This is a genomic window from Flavobacterium sp. (genome assembly GCF_035456085.1).
GTDB lineage: Bacteria > Bacteroidota > Bacteroidia > Flavobacteriales > Flavobacteriaceae > Flavobacterium.
The window spans coordinates 1-23,844 of sequence record NZ_DATIDY010000026.1; the positions used below are offsets into that span (position 1 = coordinate 1).

Consider the following 23,844-nt stretch of genomic DNA (forward strand, 5'->3'; position numbering starts at 1 on the left):
TGCTGCAAGATTAGCTGATACAAAAGTCTTTCCTTCTTTAGGAAAAGTAGAAGTAACAAAAATAGTTTTGGCACCTTTTGCACCATCTTTGGATAGCATAAATTCCAGATTAGTCTTAACCATTCGCAATGCTTCTGCAGAACTAGAACGACTATCGGCTCTCATGATTTCTGAAGGAGAATGAGAAGTAGGTATATCCCCTATAAAAGGAATTGCTGTTTTGCCTTCAAGATCTAATCTGCTTTTAATTTTAGTATCTAATAAATTAATTACATATATACACATAAATGGAATAAATAATCCCAATAGTATAGCAGCCAAATAGATCATACTGGTCTTAGGCGAAACGGGATATTTACCAGCCTTACCAGCATCAATAACTCGGGCATTTGGTTCTGTTGTCGATAATGAAATGGCCGTTTCTTCTCTTTTTTTCAACAAATACAAATACAGCTCTTCTTTAACTTTTTGTTGTCTCGCAATAACTCTGAACTGGTGCTCTTGAACAGGGATCATTCCAATTTTATTGTTCAAAAGACCTTCATTATGTTTCAGGTTTTCTTTTTGAATGGTTAGATTAGATTCCATTCGCAATAAACTAGCAACTACATTTGATTTTAACGAAGCAATTTGCTGATCTAATTTGATTACAGAAGGGTTTTCTAATGTTGCCGACTTAAGAACCTTGTTGCGTTGTAAAACCAATTCGTTATAAGAATTAATTAAATTTCCTGCATCTCCTTGGCTTCCAACAATATTGGTTGGCAATAGATCCGTGCTGTTACTTTTTTTAATATAAGCCAACATAGAAGACACCATATTCAATTGGATTTCAGTCTCTACACCCTTTTTTACGTAATCATCAGATCCTTTAACATAAAGATCAGCCTCAGATTCAATATCAGTAACCTTATTGGAAGTTTTAAAGCTTTCTACGTTTTTTTCAACCCCTTCTAATTCTTCCGTAATAATCCTCAAACGATTATTTATAAATTCATAAGTGTTCTCGGCAATAAAATTTTTATCACCAACTGCTTTTCTATTATAGATTTCAATCAAATTATCCAAAAATTCCTCTGCTTTTCCTGGAACCGGATCTTGAATTGAAACATTTACTACGCTACTAACTTTACTTATAGCTTTTACAGACAACCTTTGACTAAAACTACTAACCATGCCGTCCAAAGGGACAATCATTATTCTTAACTGACTGTTTATATCAACATCATTATTAGTTCTGTCTTTAGATTTCCTAATAACTATATGCCCATATTGAGTTGCTATTAATTGACCATAATGGAAATCATTATTCGCAGTTTTTTTTGTAGTTGACTCTTCATCTTCTGAATCATTTTTTAATTCAAAAGTGTCGGGACCTATTTCTGTATAACTTAAGCTCAACCCGTTTTTATAAAAACCTTTCTCAGGATTGATAAGCATAACGTCAATTGGGGCATTTTTGTAGAGTTCAACATCTCTAATGCTCCCCTTTGCAAATATCCTTACGTTAAGGTTCAACTTTTTTACAGTACTCTCGATTAATGTTCTTGATTTTAAAATTTCAATTTCATTATCAACATTACTTTTTACACCTTCACCTACCCCAATATCAGAAAAAGCAGAAAGCTCAGAAAGCATACTACCTCTACTTTCATCTTTTACTAAAATTGTTGTTGAAGCTTCATATTGTGGTATTATATATCTGATATACAAAAAGGCTGAAATCAAAAAAACAATAATACTTAATACAAACCATTTCCAATGAACTAAATATTTGTCAAAAAATGCTTTTAAATCAAAATCTTTTGCGAAATTATCTTCTATGCTATTATAGTTTTCCATTCTAAAAATTTTATTTTGCCGTAGTGACAATTAATGTAACTAATGTGATTATTAAAGAGGTAATAGAAATAAGAACACCTGTATTTGGACCAACCGCGGCACCATTTATCTTATTCTTATTTGGTTCAACATAAACCACATCATTTTGTGCCAAATAATAGTATGGAGAATTGATAAAATCTGCTCTGGTAATATCTACCCTGGCATATATTTTTTTACCATCAATTTCTCTAATGATTAATATATTATCTCTTTTACCATAAATTGTCAGGTCTCTGGCCATTGATAAAGCTTCGATAAGAGTTAATCTCTCAGAAGAAACATTGTAGGTTCCGGGTGCAGTAACTTCACCCTGAACTGAAACTTTAAAATTAGTGATACGGAAATTTACGATTGGATTTTTAATGTAAGTTGAAAGTTTAGCATTAAACAACATCAAAATTTGTGTTCGGGTTAAACCACCAACATGCAATTTCCCTAATATGGGAAAGTTAATATTGCCATCTGTATCAACCAGATACAATTGCATTGTCTCTTCACCACTAGCCAAATCTGGTCGATTTGGTCTAGCAACATTGACAGTATGTAGGTTGAAAGGTATAGCAATTTCAGGATCTTCTGCGGAAACGATAATAGATAACAAATCGTCTGGTTGAATTTTGACTTCATAAGAAGTTAATTCACCCTGTGGTTCTAAACTATCGGCATTTTGATAATAAACAAGATCTTTTTTGGAGGCACAGGAAAAAAGGAATAAAACAAGAAAAAGAGGGGCGTTTTTCTTTATATTAAAATATTTCATTTTTAGTGTATTTATCATATTCTTTAAATTAATGATTGACTTTTAGGGCACTATTTTTTTTTAAATTAAACTAGATTGAATTTGTAATTAAGCATTTTAGAAAAGGAGAATATGCTAGTAAGCGTTCTTTTCCCCTTTAAATATATTATAAACTGTAAGAAAAATTATTTTTAGATCTAATAATAAACTCCAGTTTTCAATATACCAGATATCATAATCAACACGGTCTTTCATATCGATTAGTTTTTTTGTTTCACCTCTTAGACCGTTAACTTGTGCCCAGCCTGTAATTCCAGGTTTAGCATAATGACGTACGAGGTAATTATTAATTAATTCTGAGTATTGTTCAGTATGTTTAAGCATATGTGGACGAGGGCCAACAACAGACATATCTCCCCATAACACATTTAAAAACTGAGGCAATTCGTCAATATTGGTTCTACGCATAAAAGCGCCTAGTTTGGTAACACGACTATCACCTTTTGTTGCCTGAACTTGGTCAGACAAATCATTAACATACATCGTTCTGAACTTTAAACAAGTAAAAGACTCATTGTCTCTACCAGATCGCTCTTGTTTAAAAAATACTGGTCCTGGAGAATCTAATTTTATTAAAATATAAAGAATTGGAAACAACCAAGAGAAAATAAACACAATCACACAAAAAGAAAAAACGAGATCAAATATTTTTTTTGATAATAAATTGATCATTCCTTCTAATGGTTCTTTTCTCAACATCAAAACAGGAGTGTTCTCGTAGAAAGTTATTTCTACTTTACTAGACCATGTATATTGCTGGAAATCTGGAATAAATCTAATTCTCACCATATGGTGCTCACAAAGCGCGGTCAGTTTATTGATCGTTTCTATATGATCAGTGTTTAGCGCAATATACATTTCGTCAATTTTTTCTCTGAGGATATAATTTTCGATTTCATCAAAACCACCAAGCAATGGCAATGATAAAGAAGTTGAAGTTTCTGTAGTATTATCAAAAAAACCAAGGACACGATATCCATAAGTAAGGTCTTTTGATAGAATCTTCCTGATATTATCCCCAGCATGATTGGCTCCGACTATAACTACATTTTTAAAATTAAAGCCATGTGCACGGATATAATTTAAAAATTTCATAGATAATAATCGGGAAATAAATAGGAGAGAAAAAAAGATTAAATAAAAATATAGTAGAACTACACGAGAGATTTCTGAATATCTTAAAACAATTATAAACATCGAAATCAATAAAAAATGAGCAGCAATTTGCTTAATCATGCGTTTCAATATAGTTTCAATTTTTTCTATACGAATAATTATATATGAATTTTTATAAAGCAATAACAAAATCCATAAAACATTTGCCAACAAGTAGATAGTCCTTCTCTCTTTTAGATTTATGTCATTAAAACTACCAAATTTAAGAAAGTATGAAATAACGATAGTCATATTTAATAGGACAATGTCCCAGACAAGAAAACAAAGTTTAAAGTAACGAGAAAGCCTATAATTTGCTATAGTTTGCAAAAATGACATATAAAATGAATTAAAATTATTTGAAATAATTAATAGCCGTTGATGTACTACATCTTGTATAAAAGAACCTATCATCTTACAAAATATTGTTTAAGAGCTTGACTTTTTTTAGAAAGGACAGCACTTAATGGGTTAATATTATGATATTTATAAATATTATAGTCTTCTTTTAAGACTTCGACTGCTCTTTTATAGTCGGTACTTAAACCGCCCATTCGCATTTTGACAACGTAAGTATCTAAATATTGCATAGAAACTTTGTACTTAAATAAATAGCGTAATAAAAATTCTGTGTCAGATGCGATTTTAAAATTCAAGTTATAATTTCCGTATTGTTCTAAACAATTCTTTTTAAGATAAACTGTTGGATGCAGTGGTAACCAACCCGATTTCAGTTTTCCAAAATTATATTCACCTCCTATTCTGTTTCTGACTATTTTTTCCTGAAAATCATTGGTCACATAAATTCCGTTGCCATATACACCATCAGTTGTCGGATTATTTTTGAAAGCTTCAGCAATTTTAGAAACAACATTATTGTCATAAAAAACATCATCAGAATGCATTAGACCAAAAACATCACCAGTAATCAAATTCAAGCCTTTGTTAATTGCATCGTACATTCCATTATCCGGTTCTGAAATAAAAACATCTAATTTATCTGCATACTTTTCAATAATTGCAGGCGTACCATCCTTCGATCCCCCATCTATAATTATGTATTCGATATTAGGGTAATCTTGATTAAGTACGCTTAAAATAGTTTTTTCAATAGTAGCACTGCGATTGTAACAAACAGTAATGATAGAAATTTTCATATCTAATAAATTTTTAAATTAAAATATTACAGGCTAAAATCCTGCTTTATTAAGCGTCACACAATCAATAATTTCATTAGCTAAAATCAAATTCGTTTTTTAGAAAAAACAAATGAAAAAAAATGAAATATTGCTTACAGTTACCAAATAGCACAGCAAAAAGTAAAAAAACAGGAAACACGATCATTTCACTGAAATCACCATTAGCTATATTATTTTATAAAATTTATAGATTTGGGGAATTTAAAATTTGATTCTATTTTGAGAATTGATTCTTTCATAGAAATCAGTTGGTTTGTTTTCTTTTATAAAGAAACCAGGTGTTATTATTTAAAATTTAATTTGTAAAAATAGACAAAACAATTATGCAATGTCATCAATCCATTTAACTGTTATCGCTGTACCTTTTTTTCTACTAACAGGAAGCGTAGGTGCTATTTCATAAATGGGTGTAAGATCATAAACATTATCAGTTGTCATATTTCTAAGTCTAAAACTCGTCATTGGGAATTTTATTTTAAAAACTTTTAAAAAATCTCCTGTAAATGCCAAAATTTTAAAGAATGCATAAGGAACATTTGGTATTTTTAGATTCTTTACTTCGGCTATTTCATTTGCCCACAATGAAATATCATAAGGTTCATAGTCTCCCAAATAAAAAGTTTTTTTGTTGATTAATTTTTCATCGGCTTTTAAAATTGATAAAAGTTGATAAATAAAATTGTCTATATAACCATAAGTTTTTTTACAAGCTCTTGATCCCATGTGAAAATACTTTTTCGATAGAACAATCTTAAAAAATAAATTGTAGGGCTCGCCAAAATAAGGTCCCCAAATTGAAGTAGGCCTTATTAAAGCCCATTCGTAGCTTGGGTTTCTTTCTTTAATGATTTTTTCTGTTTGAACTTTGCTTTCTCCATAAATTGTATGAGGCTTATAATCATTATCATTTTTGGGTGTATAGCCTGGTTGACAAACATACATTGATGATGTAAAAAGCACTCTTTTTAATGAAGGCAGCTTGTCTAAAATTTGAATCAAATTTTGAACTCCCTGAATATTGGCATCGTACTCTGTTAATGATTTTCCATTTAAATCAGTTCTAGCACCAAGATGAATAACATAATCTGGATTGAAACTCAAAATGGATTTTTCGAGATTATCATAATCAAGAAGATTTACTTTTTGAAATATAGGAAGGTGCTCCTTAATTTTAGGTTCATTTTCATCAATACTTAATACATCAACCCCATCACTTAATAGCTTTGATATAAGATTCGTCCCAATAAAACCTGAACCTCCAGTCACTACGATTTTCAACATAACTTTATATTCTATTTTTAATTGGTTTTGCAGGAGTTCCTACACATACTTTATTTTCTGGAATATCTTTTAATACTGAGCTTCTGGCTGCAATAATTGACCCTTTTCCTATTGTAACGCCTGGCGCAACATAAACATCATTGGTTATCCAGCATTCATCTTGAATTAAAATTGGTTTTGCAAAAATGTCAAACGAAGGTACTTTATAATCATGCCCACCTGTATTAAGATAAACTTTGTGTGCCAGAGCTACATTATTTCCAATTTTAATTTTTCCTAGATTATAAAGAACATTATCATCGCCAATCCAGCTATAATCTCCAATTTCTAAATTCCAAGGATATGTAATTCTAACTGTTGATCGCAATAGTACACCTTCACCAATTTTTGCACCGAAAAGACGAAGTAAAAATCGTCTCCATCCATACATAAACTGTGGAGACCAACCAAAAAGGGTTGTTTGTACAATCCACCATAATTGTACTGTAACTTTAGATCTTCCTCTAAAATTGGCTGGAACTGAAAATGATTTGAGGTCTTGATACATAAATTTATATTTTAACTAAAAAAAAATGAATTTGATTATACACAAAGTTCTTTTATTGTTTTGGCAAAATAGCTTGCACGGTCTTGTACATCAAATTTATCTACAAAAACTTGATAAGCCTTTTTTCCAAAATCTTGAAGTTGTTCTTTATTCATTTTCGATATAATTTCCAGTTGATTTTTTATAGTATCAACATTCAAATCCTCTAATATCCATCCGCCTTCACCAGCCTTAATCTCTCTCCAGATATTAATGTTTTTGGTGATTAATACAGGTTTTTCGCATGCCATTGCTTCTACAATTGCGATACCGAAATTCTCTTGATGACTAGGCAACAAGTAAGCATCGCAGCCATAAAAAGCTCCCCATTTTGAGTCTCCCGATAACATGCCTGAGAAATGTATTTTAGGATTATTTTTTGCTTTTTTCATCATTTGTTGTGCGTAATCTGAATCAGTTGAACCTGCAATTACCAAATCGGGAATAGCATCAGTTTCTGATGTTAGTTGATTGTAAGCATCAATCAGAAGATCAATTCCTTTTTTGTGATGAATTCTACTCAGAAACAACCAGTAATTCTTTTTCAAGTTTGGCAAAAGTTGTTGAAAAGCTTCATTCATCCTGGATATATTGACAGGCGGTTTTTGAATTCCAAAACCTACGTTGCTTTCTTTAATTGGATGATATCCTTTGAAAGTAGTGCGAGCCAAAAGCAATTCTTCTTCACATGTAAAAAAAAGAGCATCGGCATTATTAATACATTTTTTTTCAATAAACTGCCAAACCAATTCATTTCTTAAAGCTTTCCATTTTCTTTCTGGCGCTTTTTGAAAATATGGATCCAACATTCCGTGAGGCATAACAACCACTTTGGGAACTTTTTTATTCTCTTTTTTAAGTTGTTGAATAGCTTTGTAAACGGCGTAGTTCGAATATTGCCATAAGCCATTAACTATAACAGCTTCATAATTATCTAAATTTTCAACTAGCCAATTAACCAACGTAGCATGATATTGATAGCTGGTTTTACCGTTACCTAATTTATATATCATAAAAGAATCTTCAATACCATATTCTTCTGATGGGCTGTCTAGACAAACTACTTCATTTTCAATTCCAAAATTTTGCAAATATGGTGCTACGTTTCGGATGCCCTGACATGGACCACCCGATTTAGGATTCATTGTGGGTATAATATGGAGTTGTTTCATGTTTAATTATTTTCTACAATTGTTTTGTAGATAGTTTCTATTTTATCCAGAATTTTTTCAGGTTCAAAAGATTGTGCGTGCTCTAGACCTTGATTTACTAATTTTTGACGGTCAGCATCTGATAATTTTACCAACTCATCCAAAACTAAAGCAGATTCTGTTGCCCATTTTTCAACTTTTGTATCATCACTCGGTCTTCTGTTTAAATAATAAGCAACTTTCCCTCCGACTTCGGTCATAGGAGCTTCATTTGTTGTAATTACAGGACAACCTGATGCCATAGCTTCAACAATTGGCCAACCAAACCCCTCAGCTAAAGATGGAAATAGTAAAACTGTTGCACCTTGATAGCCCGCTCTCAAAATTTCATCGTTTATATTTGATAAAAAATAAATATCATTTGAGAAAGGCGATTTTTTTCTTAATTCTTTCAATTCTTCATTGGGTTCATTTCCAATCATTAACAAAGGAATAGTATGAGTATTTTTTTTACGCCATGCTGTATAAATTTCAATTACTCCTTTCCTATTTTTATAAAATTGGTTTCCCCCCACATGCAAAACATATCCTTCATTTAAATTCATCTGCAGTTTTTCACTCAATTGTTTTCTAATAAAATTCGGATCGTTTGGTTTAAAATCTTGATTTAATCCATTATAAACAACCTTAGAAAAGTGAGGCTCTTTCTCCAAAAAATGATGTAAGTCCGTTTGTGTTTTTTTTGAGATTGAAATAAAATTTTCTCCCTTTCTATAACCTTGTCTAATATACTTTTGATAAATTTTACCAAACAAGCCAATATTATTTTCTGGTATTTCTCCCAACGCCGATTGTTGAGCTAAAAAATCATGGCAATGAATGACATGTTTTTTGTGTGACACTAATGGAATCCAAGGTCCTAATGCATGATCTGAAAAAACATAAAGTGTATTAGGAGAGCATTTTTTCAATTTCTTTTTCACTTCCATAGGAAACATCACAAATTGATCAATATATCCCATCCACTTTTTAAATGATTTTGGAAGTGGAAAATTAAAAAAAAGTGGCGAAGCTGTCCATATTTCAACAGAATGTCCTCTTTCTATCATTCCTTTTTCAATCATATTTGCATATCTGGGCATGCTTTGATGATCTAAAAAAGTAGGATGTGCAAAAACAATGATATTCATATATCTTTTTTATTTGATATTTTCTTTTAATGCTAAAGTTTTTTTGTTTTTTAAGGATGCTAAAATCAAACCACCTATAAGCGTACTAAAGCCTAAAACCGTTGGCTGAGCCCATTGTGTCTGCAAAATGGTAAGAAACCCAAAACTGACTAACAACCATGGAAGAAAATCATCAGTAGCAAGCTTTTTATAAGCAAGAACTGTTATTTCGTAAACAAAAGAAATGCGGATTGCAATTACAATCAATCCAAGTAGCATTCCCATTTCGCCAATAAGTCGCCCCCATTCTACTTCTGCAATAAGAAAATCTACTTTACCTGTTAATAACATAGCCCCAGCATTTGTTCCCATACCAATCCCATATCCGAAAAAAGGTATTTTATCTGCCTCGGCGATAGGGCCAATCAATCCTCCCAAAAAACGATCTACCAATGTTCCTTGTAAACCGCCTTCGTCTCCACTTGCATTCGTAAGCCTTGTTGTAAATACTTCGGTTCCTGTTTGGAAAACTGATGTTAAACTTAAAATCCCAATCAATAAAAATAAAGCTGCAAGGGTAATTACCATACTCCCTATATATTTCGGCTTTTGAATCATTATAAAAAGTGTAAAGACAAAAGTTTGAGCAACTTCAAACATCAAAGTACGACTGATAGATATTGGAATTGACAATAATAAAGCTGCAGTAGCACCTAGTAAAAAAAGTTTATTAATTTGTTGAGGAACCAACCAAAAATAAAAAACAAAAGGTGCTGTAAATCCCCAAAACATTGAATTTCCAAGAGTAAATGAAAAAGTTCCTGGTGGTCTAAAAAAATCTAAAGCTCCACTAAAACCTGCACCCGCAACATCACCACCAACTCCTCTATTTACCCAAGCCGATTGTGGACTATAAAATTGTAAAGTAATAAGTATCAACATTGGAACACTTAAATAAATTACCACCTTTCCTAGCTTTATAATATCTTCCCGTGTAAATACTCTTCCAATAACAAACATAAGCGGAAAATGAATTACCAATATTCGTAAACCATAAAGTGCTACATTAAGATTTTGATGACCAAATAATAAACTCGTAACAAGAGCGATAAAACTCGTTATTCCCATTACTACGATATATCCGTTATAAGCAAATAACCCTTTTTGATGTGCTCGGAATAGCAGCCACAGGGCTATTGGATCGCGTACAATTAATAAAGGGGTTGCTAAAGCTGGCAAAAACCATTTTCGCAAAGCACCTTCAAATATCAAAAGAAAAAAATACAGCCAAATCCCTATTTTTAAGTCTTTATAAGGATCTCGTTGGATTGAATTTGTTGAATTTATATAATCTAAGTTCATTATATATTACAGTCTTGTATTAGTTACTTTTAATACTATTATAATATAGATCCAATTGCTTAACTATATTATTGCTATAATTTTCCCAAGTATAATTTTGAGCATGTACTGCTGCTTTTTTGCCCATCATAGCAATTTTATCTCTATTTTCAGCAAACCATTTGATTTTCTCAGCGATAGCTTCAGCCGATCTAATTGGTACCAAAAAACCTGTTTCACCTTCAATTACCAAATCTTCTCCTCCTGTGTTCGGAGTAATTATAATTGGCAAACCCTGACTCATGGCTTCTTGTATTACCAATGCTCTTCCTTCAACTATGGAAGGGAGACAAAAAACGTCACAAGTTCTCATCAATTCTAAAACTTCATTATGCGAACGTCCTGGCTCGTATGTAAAATCTGAAAATTGTGAACGATAAAATTCCATTGGTGCAAGTAAAGAACCTAAAACAACTAATTCTACATTTATTCCTTGCAATGATTTTACAGCTTCAAATAAATCTCCTAATCCTTTTCTTTGTCCCATTGATCCAACAAAAAGTACTCGAAGTGGTTTATCTGGATTCTTTTCAACTACATTTAAAGATATATTACTAGCGGGTGAACCAAAAGGCGATACGATTTTAATTTTATCTGCAGACCATTCAGGTAAAGAATCCAAAACAAAAGAACCCGGTCCAACAACTACATCGGCCAATTCTAATTCTTTGCGTTTTCTTTCTAACTTTACAGCACTATCTGTTATACCACCACCAAGTGTTTTAGCCCATTGCGGCAAACGTTCAGCTTCCTCCATAAGTAATTTTCGGCCAGTCTCCCAATACGCTATAGGCAAATCATAAATGCAAAGTAAACCTAACTTTTTAGCCTCTGTAAAAGTTTCTAGTGCTCCATCTTCGTAGGCATACACTGCAGTAACTCCTTTTTTTTGAGCAATACTTAAATCGGTTGCTACATGTTTATCCAATGATTTATAAATCTGATCTATACAAAATATACCTTTTTCATGAACTAAAAAATTATTCAATTTGAATTTGGATGAAATAGTCCTTCCAATTTCCCGCCAAGGATATGTATTTGTTAAAGGTTCTAATTTACCATCGTAACTCCTTCTTCGGATTTCTTTCAGAGGTGGAAAACTTCCTAGTTTATATAAAAAACCATTAGGAAAAGAAGCAATCGTTGTATAAAATCTGAATAAAGATCCTGATTCCAAAAAACCTTTGGCAACAGCACGAACATTTGAATTTCCTGTGGGATGTGATACTATTATTTTCATTTTTAAATCTTATTTGTACTGATCTACGCTATTAACCAAATCATTAGCTATATTTTTCAAAAATATTTTTAACTGATTTGCGTCTCTATCTTTTAGTATAGTTTCCAATTTGTTTTCCTTATATTCTACTACGCCTTCTATTGATGATGAAATTTTAAGATGAGATGGTGTCCAGCTTCTTGCTACACAAATTACCTTCAATCCGTGTTCAAACATTGCTGCTACTGTTCCACTTTTTTGAATTTGAAACATTGGTGTACTACTGATGCCCCAATCCGCATTTATTAAAACTTTAGAAATTGTTGCAGGATCTTGTTCTCCCAATACTTTAAATTCAATTAAAGCTTCTTTACACACATTAACCCAATTATCAAGTTCAGTTCCACATCGTCCTATGAAAATTAATTGCGTTTTGACTTGATTTCTTTTTTCATAATCAACTAATTCTGAAACGAACTGCTTTATTGGTGCCCCATGATGAATTAAACCAAAAACAACGAAAGTAAGTGTCTTATTATTTGTATCAATTTCATTATTTTTAATTCCAACTACTGGAATATTTCCAAATAGTGGCAGATGTTTAGGAAATAAGCCTAATCTATTAAGTTGCGCCTGGTACATTATAGATTGAGTATGTATAACTTGAGGACATAATTTGCTATTAAGCTCTTTAACAATCATTTGCTGCGCTTTTCCCCAAAAAAAATGCTTCAAAGGAGCTTCTTTATCCATTCCCACCCACAACTCATGGAACATAATATGCCACTTTCTTCCTTTACCAATTTTAGATAATTGAGATCCTAAACCAAAAGGAAGTCCTTTCTCTTGAAAAGAAAAAGGAACATATTGCAAACTAATCCATTCAGGATTAAAGTCATTAATAAAATCTTGAGCCTTTTGAAGACGTATTTTAATCGTTGTATTATTCGGAATTCTTAAAACATCAATCGATGTACCCTCAGAGACTTGCTTTTCGTTAAGTATTTCTGAACATTGAAGGTCATTTAATGCAATTATTGAAGCTTCATTACCTTGTCTTATTATCTCTGCACCCAATCTTCTCGTATAATCACCAACACCATCACGACCAGGTTCGAGCGAGCCACATAGGAAAATAATTTTCATTAAATTTTTATTTTAAAATGGATTCACAACTAAGAGTAATCTTTTTATTCCTCTTGGTGTAACAAGTTTGTTCCTATAATATTTAGAAAAAAGCCATTTTGAGGCATTCTTTTTATCTTTTTTACGCACAGCAATTGTAATTGCATTTGCTATTTTATTTTTAATTGATTGTTCAATCTCCGGAGACATCGAATCTTTGCAATCCTCAAATAAAATCTTTACAGAAGTGTAACCGCTATCAGATGTTATTCTAATTGATTCATTTGAAAGACGGTATTTGGCAGTAAGTTCATTTACGTAATAAAAAGGCTTACGCAATTTTCCTAAACTGTATCCGAAATAAAAATCAATTCCATTTCCGGCTCTTCCTTCATTATCCAAGTATCCTACGGCTAAAGCATCATCACGACGGACTAAATAACAATCATTAGGAAACATACTTACAGCTCCAGCCATAAACCCATCAACTATCCCTGATCTTTCTGGTGTTCTGAAAAACGCACTATTTATTTTTTCTGATCCTTCAATAACTTCTCCTCCATCAGTCGTTAGTATTTGGTTCCCAAAACTTGCAATGACTTCTGGAATTTCGTCCAAAGGTTTTTTTAGTAATTCAATACATTTTGGCAAAAGCATGTCATCATCGTGTAGTAACATTATATAATCACTTTTCGCTTTTTTGAATAAAGAATCCACATTACGCATTTGTTTTAGTGATGGCTTATTGTGAAAATAATATATTGGAATCTTACTGGTTTGCTGTAAATTTTCGATATACTTCTCCGTCAAATCATTAGTTGAATCATCCCCGATTATAATTTCATTCGGTAAAATAGTTTGTTCATAGACTGAATCTAACGCATCTATTAGTGCGTCGAGTCTATTATATGTCGGAATCAAAATAGATACTGTTGAATTCATAATAATATGGTTTATTTAATTTTTAGACTAAATTGTCTCAGTAGTTTTAACTATAATCTGCTATCAACAACTTTCAATCAATATTGAAAAATTGAGTGTTTATATCTTCAATTAAACATTGCTAGAAAAGAATTTTAGTCTGTTTAATTTGATTGATCTGGCAAATAAATGCGATGGTTTTTCGACTAATAAATAAAATATCCAAGAAAAAAATAAAGATGATACAATGGCTAACATTGATAATAAAAAGTTATTAGATAATATTTTTACATTAAAAATATATTCAATTAAGAAAAAAATCTGACTATGTATTAAATAAATTGAGTAACTCATCAATCCACCATAATCCAAGAACCTATTCTCCTTTTTGTTTTGATAATAAATAATTTCTTTTTCCAACCAAAAAAAGGCTACAATCGAAAATAATGGCAATGAAAAAGCAAAAGAAATATGTAAATGAAACCTTGCAATTGAACATATTATTGACAAAAACCATACAGTCAGACGATACATATTTAACTGTTGAAATGTAATTGGTGCAAAATCATTTTTTTGATATCGTTCAGCCAATTTTACTCCTAAAAGCCATATAGGTAAACCAACTGCCCACGTAATGTAAAATCCTGTTCTATGAAAGTCACCATTATATTCTGCATAATTTAATGAATAAAGAATTGAGATTGCATAACTTATTATAAAAGAGATAACAATCATTTTATTCAGATGCCTGATATTTCTAAGAAAAAGAGGATAAAGAATATAGTATATCACTTCACAAATCAAACTCCAAACCACACCCATTTCATGATTAAAAGGAAACTTATAAATCAAGAATGCTATAATTCCCGGAACTGCTATACGTATAATTCGTCTTGTATAAAATTCAGGAACATCAATTTTCTTTCCAGATGAATATGGGTAATGAATAAAGAAACCTGAAATAATAAAAAAGGCCATAACCGCCGCAATACCAACTGTAGAATTATTCAAAAATCCATTTAAAACATTTACTATTTTATGGTTTAAATAATCGCCGCTAACTTTTGGAAGAGCTCCGTGTCCAAGTAAGACTGTGAAAGCTAAAACAAAACGTAATGAATTTAATCCTATAATCTTTTTCATTTTTCGCTAATTTAAGTTTGTAAATATTTTTAGAATTTAGCCTTTTTATGGAAATCAAAAAGCTCGTTTTTATTAAGTAACAGTAAAGAAATTATATATGGATACTTTAATATTTGAGGAATTACAAAAAATATTTGGTTTAATTTATTTTCTCAATCCAATCTTTTTTGCTGGAACACCACCCCAAATTTCATTGGCCCTAATTGATTCTCTAACTACAGCACCTGCGGCTATTACTGCTCCTTCTTCAATTTTCACACCTTTCAGAACTACTACATTGGCACCTATCCAAACATTATTTTCGATTATAATTGGAGCAGATGTGCTTGGTTGTTTGCAAATAAGCCTGTCTATTGCCATTCCATGATCGTGATCTACAAAACGTGTTCCCGATGCAACTAATGAATTGTCACCAATACTAATTTTCTCTGTTATATTAAACTCACATCCAGAACCAATAAATACATTGTTACCGATAATAATAGAAGGTTCTTTTTTCCAAATGTTATCGTACTTAAAAAAAACATTTTGCTCTACAGTACAATTTATACCAAGGGAAACCTGATGTGGCCAGGTACAATAAATTTTAGAAATTAATGTTCTCTCTCCTACTTTCATCCCTTGCAGTTGATAATAGCTTTTTCTTAAAAAACTAAATGCTTTTTTTAAATAACGTTTACGCAATAAAAAAAATGATTGTTGAAAGAAATAATCGAATTTCATTAAAATAAACTTTTGTAATTTTTAGTGCTGTAAATTCTGTTTCTAGTAGAATTACTAAAAAAAATGACTGAAGATTTTTCGAAAATATATTATTAAATAATGAAATCTTACTGTAAAATAGGATTACTATATTTTTCTAAAAGTGATTTATGATTTTTATAATAGGCGTCAATGAACAATTCAGAAACTTTGCTCATTAAATATTCTTGGGATTTAGCTTTGCATTTTTCAGCTAGGATTACATAATCTTTCTCATTCATATTTAATATTTCGATGACTTTATCACCAAATGCTTTTTTATTACCGGGATGAATTAAAAGCGTTGGATCAATGTCTTGCAATATCTCTTTGGATCCGGGGATATCATAGGCAACTACAGGAATTCCACATGAAATTTGTTCAATTATTGCTAATGGTAAGCCTTCTATATAACTTGGGAAAATTCCAACTTTTGTTTCTTTCAATAAATCCACCAAGTTAGCCTGTGAATAAGTCGGAATTACATTTAACTTATTTTCAAATTTAGCATCAAAAAAAGTTACAACTTTCTCTCTTTTGGTTACTCCTCCAAGTAAATTAAATTTATCAATATTTACTTTTTGATCGATAACAGTTAGAATTTCGTTAAGGTCTTTAATCCCTTTTCGTAATGTCCAAGACCCGACAAACGAGATAATATTGCTTTTACCGTGAATGTCTGATTTATTAGCATTTTCGACAAATGTATCTGAAATTCCATTTGGCAACAGTAAAATTTCTTTTTTAGGAATCCCATATTCAAGTAAAAAATTATATTCCTCTTGATTCAAGCAATGAATAATATCTGCATATTTCACTGAATCAGCAAATACGTTTGGTCCAGGTTTTTTTAACATCATTCTGTATAAATTTCCAAAACGTGTTTTTAATTTTACAGGTTCTCTATTAGCTTTCAACATTTCTTGATATTCATGACTTGCTTCAGCCTTACGATAAACTGGCAAAAGTCCATGAGATCTATAAATTAAAAGTCCATTAAAGCCAAATGATTCTTTTGGAAACGGGATGCAGTTAAAGTTTGCATCAATTACATCATATTTATATGCAATTTCTTTTAATCTGGAGAAAATTTCATAAGTGTATAATGGTCCAACTATTTTAGAAATAGTAGATTGGCCATTTGGATAATAGTCATCACTTGATAAAGTATCGACTTCATGTCCCATTCGTTCATATTCTTTTTTTAAATCAAAATGAACTTTACCTGCACCAAAATGGTCTGAAAAAGGGCATTGTAAGACAAACAGTATTTTCAACTTTTTCATCATTTATACTTTTGTAGATTCAAATTCAACTTTCTTTAAATTAAATAACTTATAATATCCATACATAATATAAACTATCATTTGCACTAAAGCCACCAATATATTCATGTAAAGAACACCTGTTAATGCTGAAATATTAAAAACCAAACAGCCAATGATGGTAGGTATTATTTGCAAAGAGATAGAAATAAGGGGATTTAATATCCAGCCTCTGTTCAGAGTAAGATTCAATGATAATGTCATAATCAAATTGATACTGCTAGAAATGATTAACAATAGTAATTCATATTTTAATTGCAAATAATTTTTACCCAAAATCCATAAAATTTGATCCGTAAACAAGTAGGTTGTCAAAACAATTAATACAGCTAACGCAGAAATAATAAGTAAAAGTTTGGTGTAAATACTAATTAATTTATCGGATTGATTTTGAATACGTGAGAACCTAGGTATTACTAAAGTGTTGAAAAGAGTACTTACAATAGCTAACATTACAGCAATTCTTCCGATAGCGCCAATCTCAGCAATTGAAGTTGTATTACCAAAAATAGAAATTAACCATATTGAGATTTGTCCAGATATACAATAATAAATGGCTCCAGGCATATTTCTTTTTACTACTTTTAGAATAACTTTTTGTACTTCTGGGTCTGGTTTTTGCTTTGTATCTGTAAAATTTTCTGATATTTTACGCAATTTTATATTTCCGTAAATCCTTGGTATTCCATTAGCTAAGATTGCAATAAATGTCCATGGGAAAATAAAAATGGTTAATCCGGTAAGAATCAATCTTCCAACGCCTACTGATAATTGATTTTTCTGTAGTGGAAGAATATTTTGATGCAATTTTGGTACAATTTCAAGCAATGAATCAGATAGTGCTGCTAAAAATGCTGGTATTAAAGAGGCCACAATTAAAATGGTCATCAACCAGCTGGCACCATGTTCAACTAATAGATAAATAAGTATTGGTGTTGCTACCAGTAAACTACCTACTGCGAATTTACGACGGAGATGCAAACCTGTTGCCAATACTGCTCCCAGTTTTTCTTTATCTTGCCACACTCTTCCTCCTTGTGCCATAACACTGGTAGAAATACCGCCATCAGCCAACAAATTCATTGTTCCCAACATTGTATTTGCCAAAGTATATAGAGCATATTCCTGAACGGGTAAAAGTCTTATAATCAATACACCACTTACAAAACCTACCACTTGAATTATTATTTGAGCCGATCCGGTAATACTAACTAGTTTTCCCCAATATATGGCTTTCTCGTAGTGTCTATGTGCTTTAACTCTTTGTAACATTGATAAATTATAATTACTAATATTTTAATTTGCTGTACTAAAGTTTAAAATACAATTTTTTCCAAGCCAATTTTCTGGAAAAATTCGCCCACTGCTAAACAAAAAAAAGTAATAATGATAGTCATTACGGAACCCGCAATTAAATTCTCTAAATAAGAAAAATGAAAATAATTGAAAAAATTAAATTTTAAGAGAAAGACGATTATCATTGGATTCAAAATAAAAATCACTATTGTATGTGTAGCTATATAAGTTAATACTCTATGGCTTACTTTTTTCAATTTAGTTTTAATCAAATGTTCTTTTTGCATAATACTGACACAAAAAAGTATTGAACTAATTAATACTATTGGTGTTATATGATTAAAATGATGGTAATTAAATTGATGTAAAATCGAAGATTCTAATGGTATTAAAAGAATTGACACAGCCATAACCAATGGAATTTTTATCATTTTGCCGTGAACCATTGCGATACCTACAAATACCGAAGGAATCCAAAATAAGAATGCCCTTTCGCCTATTTTTAATAATATATTAGGTAATAGAAATTCAAAATATCCATAGAGAATGTAAAGAACCGCTATTATCAAAATGGTTATTATTCTTAGTGTTTTGTTGAAATACAAATATCTTAACAAAGGATGTACAAGTAATAATTGAAAAAGTATAATTAAAAAATATTGCCCGGAAAAACCAAATCCTGCAAAATACATTGTTATATTTTTCAAAAACGAAACATCCCAATTAGCAATTGCAATAAAATAAACTGCACTCCAAATAATATAAACTTTGAAAAGATGGGTAAAACGTTGCGTTAAATAGGTAAATCGTTCGGATTTATTTTTTCTATTATATGAAGTTTCAAAAAAATAAGCCCACAATACTAAAAATGCAGGAACACCAAATCTGAACATGTGAGTAATATCAATACTAAAATTGGAGAGATTGCATAAAATTCCAAAACTATGTATAAAAACTGCTCCAAATATTGAAATGGTTTTAATTAAATCTGCAGAGATAGAACGATTTACCGTTTCCATTAAAAACTATTATTCAAAATAATTCAAAGTTGCGTATCCGCCTTCTTTTAGATATTGGTCTTTTTGCATCAATTTCAAATCTGACTGCATCATATCTTTTACTAATGCTGACAAATCATATTTGCATTTCCAACCTAATTTATTTTGCGCTTTTGTAGGGTCACCAATTAATAAATCTACTTCTGTAGGTCTGAAATATTTTGGATCAACTGCTAAAACTTCTTTACCAATTTCTAGTTGATACTTTGGATCATTACAAGCTTTTACATACGCTTTTTCTTCGACACCTTCACCTTTAAATTCTAGTTCGATTCCTACCTCAGCAAAGCTCATACGCACAAACTCTCTAACGGGAGTAGTTTTCCCTGTGGCAATTACCCAGTCTTCTGGTTCATCTGCCTGCAAAATCATCCACATCATACGCACATAATCTTTGGCATGTCCCCAGTCACGTTTGGCATCTAAATTCCCTAAATAAAATTTATCTTGTAATCCTAAAGCAATTCTTGACGTTGCTCTTGTAATTTTTCGAGTCACAAAAGTTTCCCCTCGAATTGGCGATTCATGGTTAAATAAAATTCCGTTGCAAGCATACATTCCATACGCTTCTCTATAATTCACTGTTATCCAAAAGCCATACATTTTGGCAACTGCATAAGGTGAACGTGGATAAAATGGTGTAGTCTCAGATTGTGGTACTTCTTGTACTTTGCCATAAAGTTCAGAAGTTGAAGCTTGATAAATACGAGTTTTTTTCTCTAATCCTAACAAACGAACTGCATCTAAAATACGTAAAGTACCTAAACCATCAGCATTTCCGGTATATTCAGGAGTTTCAAAAGAAACAGCCACGTGACTCATCGCAGCCAAATTATATATTTCGTCTGGTTGAATTTCCTGAATCAAACGAATTAAATTAGTACTATCAGTCATATCTCCATAATGCAAAATGAAATTGACATTATCTGTATGTGGATCTTGATATAAGTGATCAATTCTTTCTGTGTTAAACAAAGAAGAACGTCTTTTTAATCCATGAACGATATAACCTTTTTTAAGTAAAAATTCACTTAAATATGCTCCGTCTTGTCCTGTTACTCCAGTAATAAATGCTGTTTTTTGTGTTGTACTCATGTTATTTTTAATTTGATGAATTGCTAAATCTTTAATATTTGCTTGTTTATAACGATTAAATTATTGCAAATAATTACAATTTGACTTTTTTATATTTTCCTTCATTCTCCAAAAACCAATTATAGGTTTTTTGAATCCCTTCATGAAGTTCTATTTTATGTTTCCAGCCCAATTCGTGCATTTTTGAAACATCCATTAATTTTCTCGGAGTTCCATCAGGTTTTGTAGAATCCCATATAATTTGACCTTCGTGTCCAGTAATTTTCTGAATTGCTTCTGCGAGTTCTTTGATAGTTAAATCCTCTCCTGTCCCAACATTATAAAGATAATCTGGTAATTTATTTTCTAAGGCAAAAACAACAGCTTCAGCCATATCATCAACAAATAAGAATTCGCGCATTGGAGTTCCGCTTCCCCAAAGAGTCACTGGAGCGTTATTGTTTTGCTTTGCTTCATGAAATTTTCTGATCATGGCTGGCAAAACATGGGAAGTGTTTAAGTCAAAATTATCGTATGTCCCATATAAGTTAGTAGGCATTAAGCTAACATAATCTTTTCCGAATTGTTTTCTAATAGCCTGACACGTTTTGACTCCGGTGATTTTTGCAATAGCATACCATTCATTGGTAGGTTCCAATGTGTCTGAAAGTAAATATTCTTCCTTAAGTGGCTGTGGTGCCAATTTTGGGTAAATACAAGAGCTGCCTAAAAAAATGAATTTTTCAACTCCGGACTTTAGTGCAGAATCAATCAGATTGTTTTGAATTTGCATATTTTCCATAATAAATTGATATGGATAATCATTGTTTGCTAAAATTCCTCCAACTCTCGCTGCTGCGTCAATAATAACTTCTGGTTTTTCGTCTGAAAAGAAGTCACTAACTGCTTGTTGATTTCTTAAATCCAATTCTTTACTTGAAACTCCTATTAGGTTTGTATATCCTTTGGCTGATAATGTTCTCCAAATAGCACTCCCAACCATTCCCTTATGACCTGCGATGTATATTTTTGTCTCGTTGTTCATTATTTCCATTACGTTTTTTGTAAAATATTTTAACAAGATAATCTAATTTTCAAAAAAAATTGGTGCTTATTTCAAACTAAAAGAATGATAGTTTTTTAAAATATTCACAACCATTATATTACGAAAGCTTATAAAGCGTTGGTGACTTCATGGTACCGCTTCGCATTTCATACTCCCATTTTTATTGCAAAAGTTCTTACAATCGAGAGATGAAATTAATAGAATATTCTGCTAAAAACAGTTCTTCCTTTTGATTCTTAAACAAATTAAATAAATAATAAACTGAATATCACTTATATATCGTTTAATAGTAAATTTACTCGATATACTGCGCCAATTAAACCATTATGAATTTAAAAATATATAACGCAATATGAAGCAATTTTATGCAAAAAAATAACCTAATATGTTAAAAACCAGTATTATAATAATTTAATATAACGATATAGTAAAAATACTTAGCGTTTAAAATATCAATAATTAGTGTTTTTTGTGTATTCTAATCAATATTCAAAAAAGTAAAAATTGAATTGAGAATTTGGCATTTTAACATAAGATTTCACAACATGTATAAATTTTAAAAAACCATTTTCCATTTCTTTTTTTATTAAACTGATTAATAATTTAAAACAAGCTCTATTATAACACTGATTATAGTTTCTTTATTATGATTAGTAAATAAGAAATTATCAGAAAATTATTTAATCACACATTTTGAAAGTTTTTTTTGTAGTCAGAAAGCAGTCTTTTTACCATATTAAATTTTAAAAATTTCGTGCTTTAAAAAAAATAAAAAACGATAATCAAATAATTAAAAATCAATTATTTAAACCAAAAAGTATTCAAAAATATTTAACCTCAAAATGTGTTTTTTTCAATTTTAAACCAAAAAAAAGAGAACGATTGAATAATCAATGTTCTCTCTTTAAAAAATTGTTAAGTTTAAATTTTTATGATAAATCAGCTCTGTAAATTGGACTATTTGGTTTTTATTTCTATAAAAAATATACTTCCCTCACCAGGAGTACTTTCAATCCAAATCGAACCTCCCATCGATTCAATTTGAGTTTTTGTCATAAATAATCCAAAACCTTTGGCTTCTGGATGATCGTGAAAAGTGCGTCGGATTTTGAATAGACTTTCTCGGTGTTTTTCTAAATCAATTCCTAATCCATTGTCGGAAACTGATAAAATAATATTTTCATTCTTTCTCTCGGTTTTGATTTTAATTACCAAATCCCGTTCTTTTGATCTGTATTTAAAAGTATTACTAATTAAATTCATCATCATACTATCAATGTATTTTTGTGGATAATGAATAATTGGAGCTTCATTAAAATCAATTTCTATTTTTGCTTTTGATTGGATAATCTGAGCTTCAAAACCTAAAAATACTTTATCGGTAACTTTTTGCAATATGATTTCATCCAAAAATATTTCGGTATCCTGTCTTACCTGAACAGTTTCTATTAATTCCTCGAAAACTTCATTTAAATGATTGGCTACTTTTGAAATAGCTTCAAAAAACTCTGCTTTTTCATCTTCATCTTTAGTCTCTTTAATAAAATCAATTAAAGCAGTAATGTTCATCATAGGACCTCTGAGGTTATGAGAAACGATATTACAGAAATCGACCAATTGTCTGTTTTGATTTTCTAAAGTATTGGAATTTTTTAGCAATTCCTCTTCACCGCGCTTGCGCTCTGTAATGTCCGAACGAATTGCCACATATTGAAAAGGCTTACCTTGCTCATTCAAAAAAGGAACAATAGTAGTATCGACCCAATAGTAAGATCCATCTTTAGCTTTGTTTTTTAAGTCGCCACTCCAAACTTTTCCGTTGGCAATGGTTTTCCAAAGTTCCTGCATGAAGTCTTTAGTATGATATCCCGAGTTGATTATTCGATGATCCTGACCAATGAGTTCTTCTCTTGAAAATTTGGAAATTTTACAAAAGTTATCATTAACATGTGTAATAATTCCTTTTTGATTGGTAATGGCAACAATTGCCGATTCATCTAAAGCATATTTGTAATCAGAAATTTCTTTTATGGTCTTTTTTAATTCTTCTTCATTTTTTTTGCGGTCTGTAATTTCAGAACGGATAGACACATATTGATAAGGTTTGCCTTCATCATTCAAAAATGGGACAATTGTTGTGTCGACCCAATAGTAAGAACCATCTTTAGCTTTATTTTTTACCTCACCATTCCAAACTTCTCCATTAGCAATGGTTCTCCAAAGTTCTTTCATGAAATCTTTTGAATGGTAA

General features: G+C 31.0%; 20 protein-coding genes. All 20 read right to left on the reverse strand.

The window, feature by feature from the left end; translation table 11 throughout:
• Positions 1-1,842, reverse strand: a 1,842-nt coding sequence (locus tag VLC96_RS02195; RefSeq protein ID WP_325260414.1) for a GumC family protein, incomplete at its 3' end; no start/stop codon positions are given.
• A gap of 10 nt (positions 1,843-1,852) precedes the next feature.
• Complete coding sequence (locus VLC96_RS02200; protein ID WP_325260415.1) at positions 1,853-2,644, reverse strand: polysaccharide biosynthesis/export family protein; 792 nt, start codon at positions 2,642-2,644, stop codon at positions 1,853-1,855.
• Between the two features lie 114 nt (positions 2,645-2,758).
• Positions 2,759-4,177: an undecaprenyl-phosphate glucose phosphotransferase gene (locus VLC96_RS02205; protein ID WP_325260416.1), complete on the reverse strand. Its 1,419-nt coding sequence runs from the start codon at positions 4,175-4,177 to the stop codon at positions 2,759-2,761.
• A 71-nt stretch (positions 4,178-4,248) separates the two neighbouring features.
• Positions 4,249-4,995, reverse strand: coding sequence for a glycosyltransferase family 2 protein (locus VLC96_RS02210; protein ID WP_325260417.1), 747 nt, complete (start codon positions 4,993-4,995; stop codon positions 4,249-4,251).
• 363 nt (positions 4,996-5,358) lie between these two features.
• Positions 5,359-6,318, reverse strand: coding sequence for an NAD-dependent epimerase/dehydratase family protein (locus tag VLC96_RS02215; RefSeq protein WP_325260418.1), 960 nt, complete (start codon positions 6,316-6,318; stop codon positions 5,359-5,361).
• A 4-nt stretch (positions 6,319-6,322) separates the two neighbouring features.
• Positions 6,323-6,865, reverse strand: coding sequence for a putative colanic acid biosynthesis acetyltransferase (locus VLC96_RS02220; protein WP_325260419.1), 543 nt, complete (start codon positions 6,863-6,865; stop codon positions 6,323-6,325).
• A 35-nt stretch (positions 6,866-6,900) separates the two neighbouring features.
• A complete protein-coding gene (locus tag VLC96_RS02225; protein ID WP_325260420.1) occupies positions 6,901-8,076 on the reverse strand; it encodes a glycosyltransferase in 1,176 nt (391 codons plus the stop codon).
• 2 nt (positions 8,077-8,078) lie between these two features.
• Positions 8,079-9,245, reverse strand: coding sequence for a glycosyltransferase family 4 protein (locus tag VLC96_RS02230; protein WP_325260421.1), 1,167 nt, complete (start codon positions 9,243-9,245; stop codon positions 8,079-8,081).
• 9 nt (positions 9,246-9,254) lie between these two features.
• Entirely contained in the window at positions 9,255-10,586 is a 1,332-nt protein-coding gene (locus VLC96_RS02235; protein ID WP_325260422.1) for a hypothetical protein, read from the reverse strand.
• A gap of 19 nt (positions 10,587-10,605) precedes the next feature.
• Complete coding sequence (locus VLC96_RS02240) at positions 10,606-11,865, reverse strand: glycosyltransferase family 4 protein (RefSeq protein ID WP_325260423.1); 1,260 nt, start codon at positions 11,863-11,865, stop codon at positions 10,606-10,608.
• A gap of 9 nt (positions 11,866-11,874) precedes the next feature.
• Positions 11,875-12,990 carry a hypothetical protein gene (locus tag VLC96_RS02245; RefSeq protein ID WP_325260424.1) on the reverse strand — a complete coding sequence of 372 codons (1,116 nt, stop codon included), beginning with the start codon at positions 12,988-12,990 and terminating at the stop codon, positions 11,875-11,877.
• A 12-nt stretch (positions 12,991-13,002) separates the two neighbouring features.
• Complete coding sequence (locus tag VLC96_RS02250; RefSeq protein ID WP_325260425.1) at positions 13,003-13,911, reverse strand: glycosyltransferase family 2 protein; 909 nt, start codon at positions 13,909-13,911, stop codon at positions 13,003-13,005.
• A gap of 111 nt (positions 13,912-14,022) precedes the next feature.
• Positions 14,023-15,033 carry an acyltransferase family protein gene (locus tag VLC96_RS02255; RefSeq protein ID WP_325260426.1) on the reverse strand — a complete coding sequence of 337 codons (1,011 nt, stop codon included), beginning with the start codon at positions 15,031-15,033 and terminating at the stop codon, positions 14,023-14,025.
• Between the two features lie 144 nt (positions 15,034-15,177).
• Complete coding sequence (locus VLC96_RS02260) at positions 15,178-15,756, reverse strand: acyltransferase (protein ID WP_325260427.1); 579 nt, start codon at positions 15,754-15,756, stop codon at positions 15,178-15,180.
• A 107-nt stretch (positions 15,757-15,863) separates the two neighbouring features.
• Entirely contained in the window at positions 15,864-17,063 is a 1,200-nt protein-coding gene (locus tag VLC96_RS02265; protein WP_325260428.1) for a glycosyltransferase family 4 protein, read from the reverse strand.
• Positions 17,064-18,371 (reverse strand): MATE family efflux transporter, encoded by a 1,308-nt coding sequence (locus VLC96_RS02270; RefSeq protein WP_325260429.1) that lies wholly within the window; start codon positions 18,369-18,371, stop codon positions 17,064-17,066. It abuts the gene before it with no gap.
• A 44-nt stretch (positions 18,372-18,415) separates the two neighbouring features.
• A complete protein-coding gene (locus VLC96_RS02275; protein WP_325260430.1) occupies positions 18,416-19,414 on the reverse strand; it encodes an acyltransferase family protein in 999 nt (332 codons plus the stop codon).
• A gap of 9 nt (positions 19,415-19,423) precedes the next feature.
• Positions 19,424-20,548 (reverse strand): GDP-mannose 4,6-dehydratase, encoded by a 1,125-nt coding sequence (gene gmd / locus VLC96_RS02280; RefSeq protein WP_325260431.1) that lies wholly within the window; start codon positions 20,546-20,548, stop codon positions 19,424-19,426.
• Positions 20,549-20,621: 73 nt separating this feature from the next.
• Complete coding sequence (locus VLC96_RS02285) at positions 20,622-21,572, reverse strand: GDP-L-fucose synthase family protein (RefSeq protein WP_325260432.1); 951 nt, start codon at positions 21,570-21,572, stop codon at positions 20,622-20,624.
• Positions 21,573-22,550: 978 nt separating this feature from the next.
• A partial coding sequence (locus VLC96_RS02290; protein WP_325260433.1) for a PAS domain-containing sensor histidine kinase occupies positions 22,551-23,844 on the reverse strand: 1,294 nt, incomplete at its 5' end.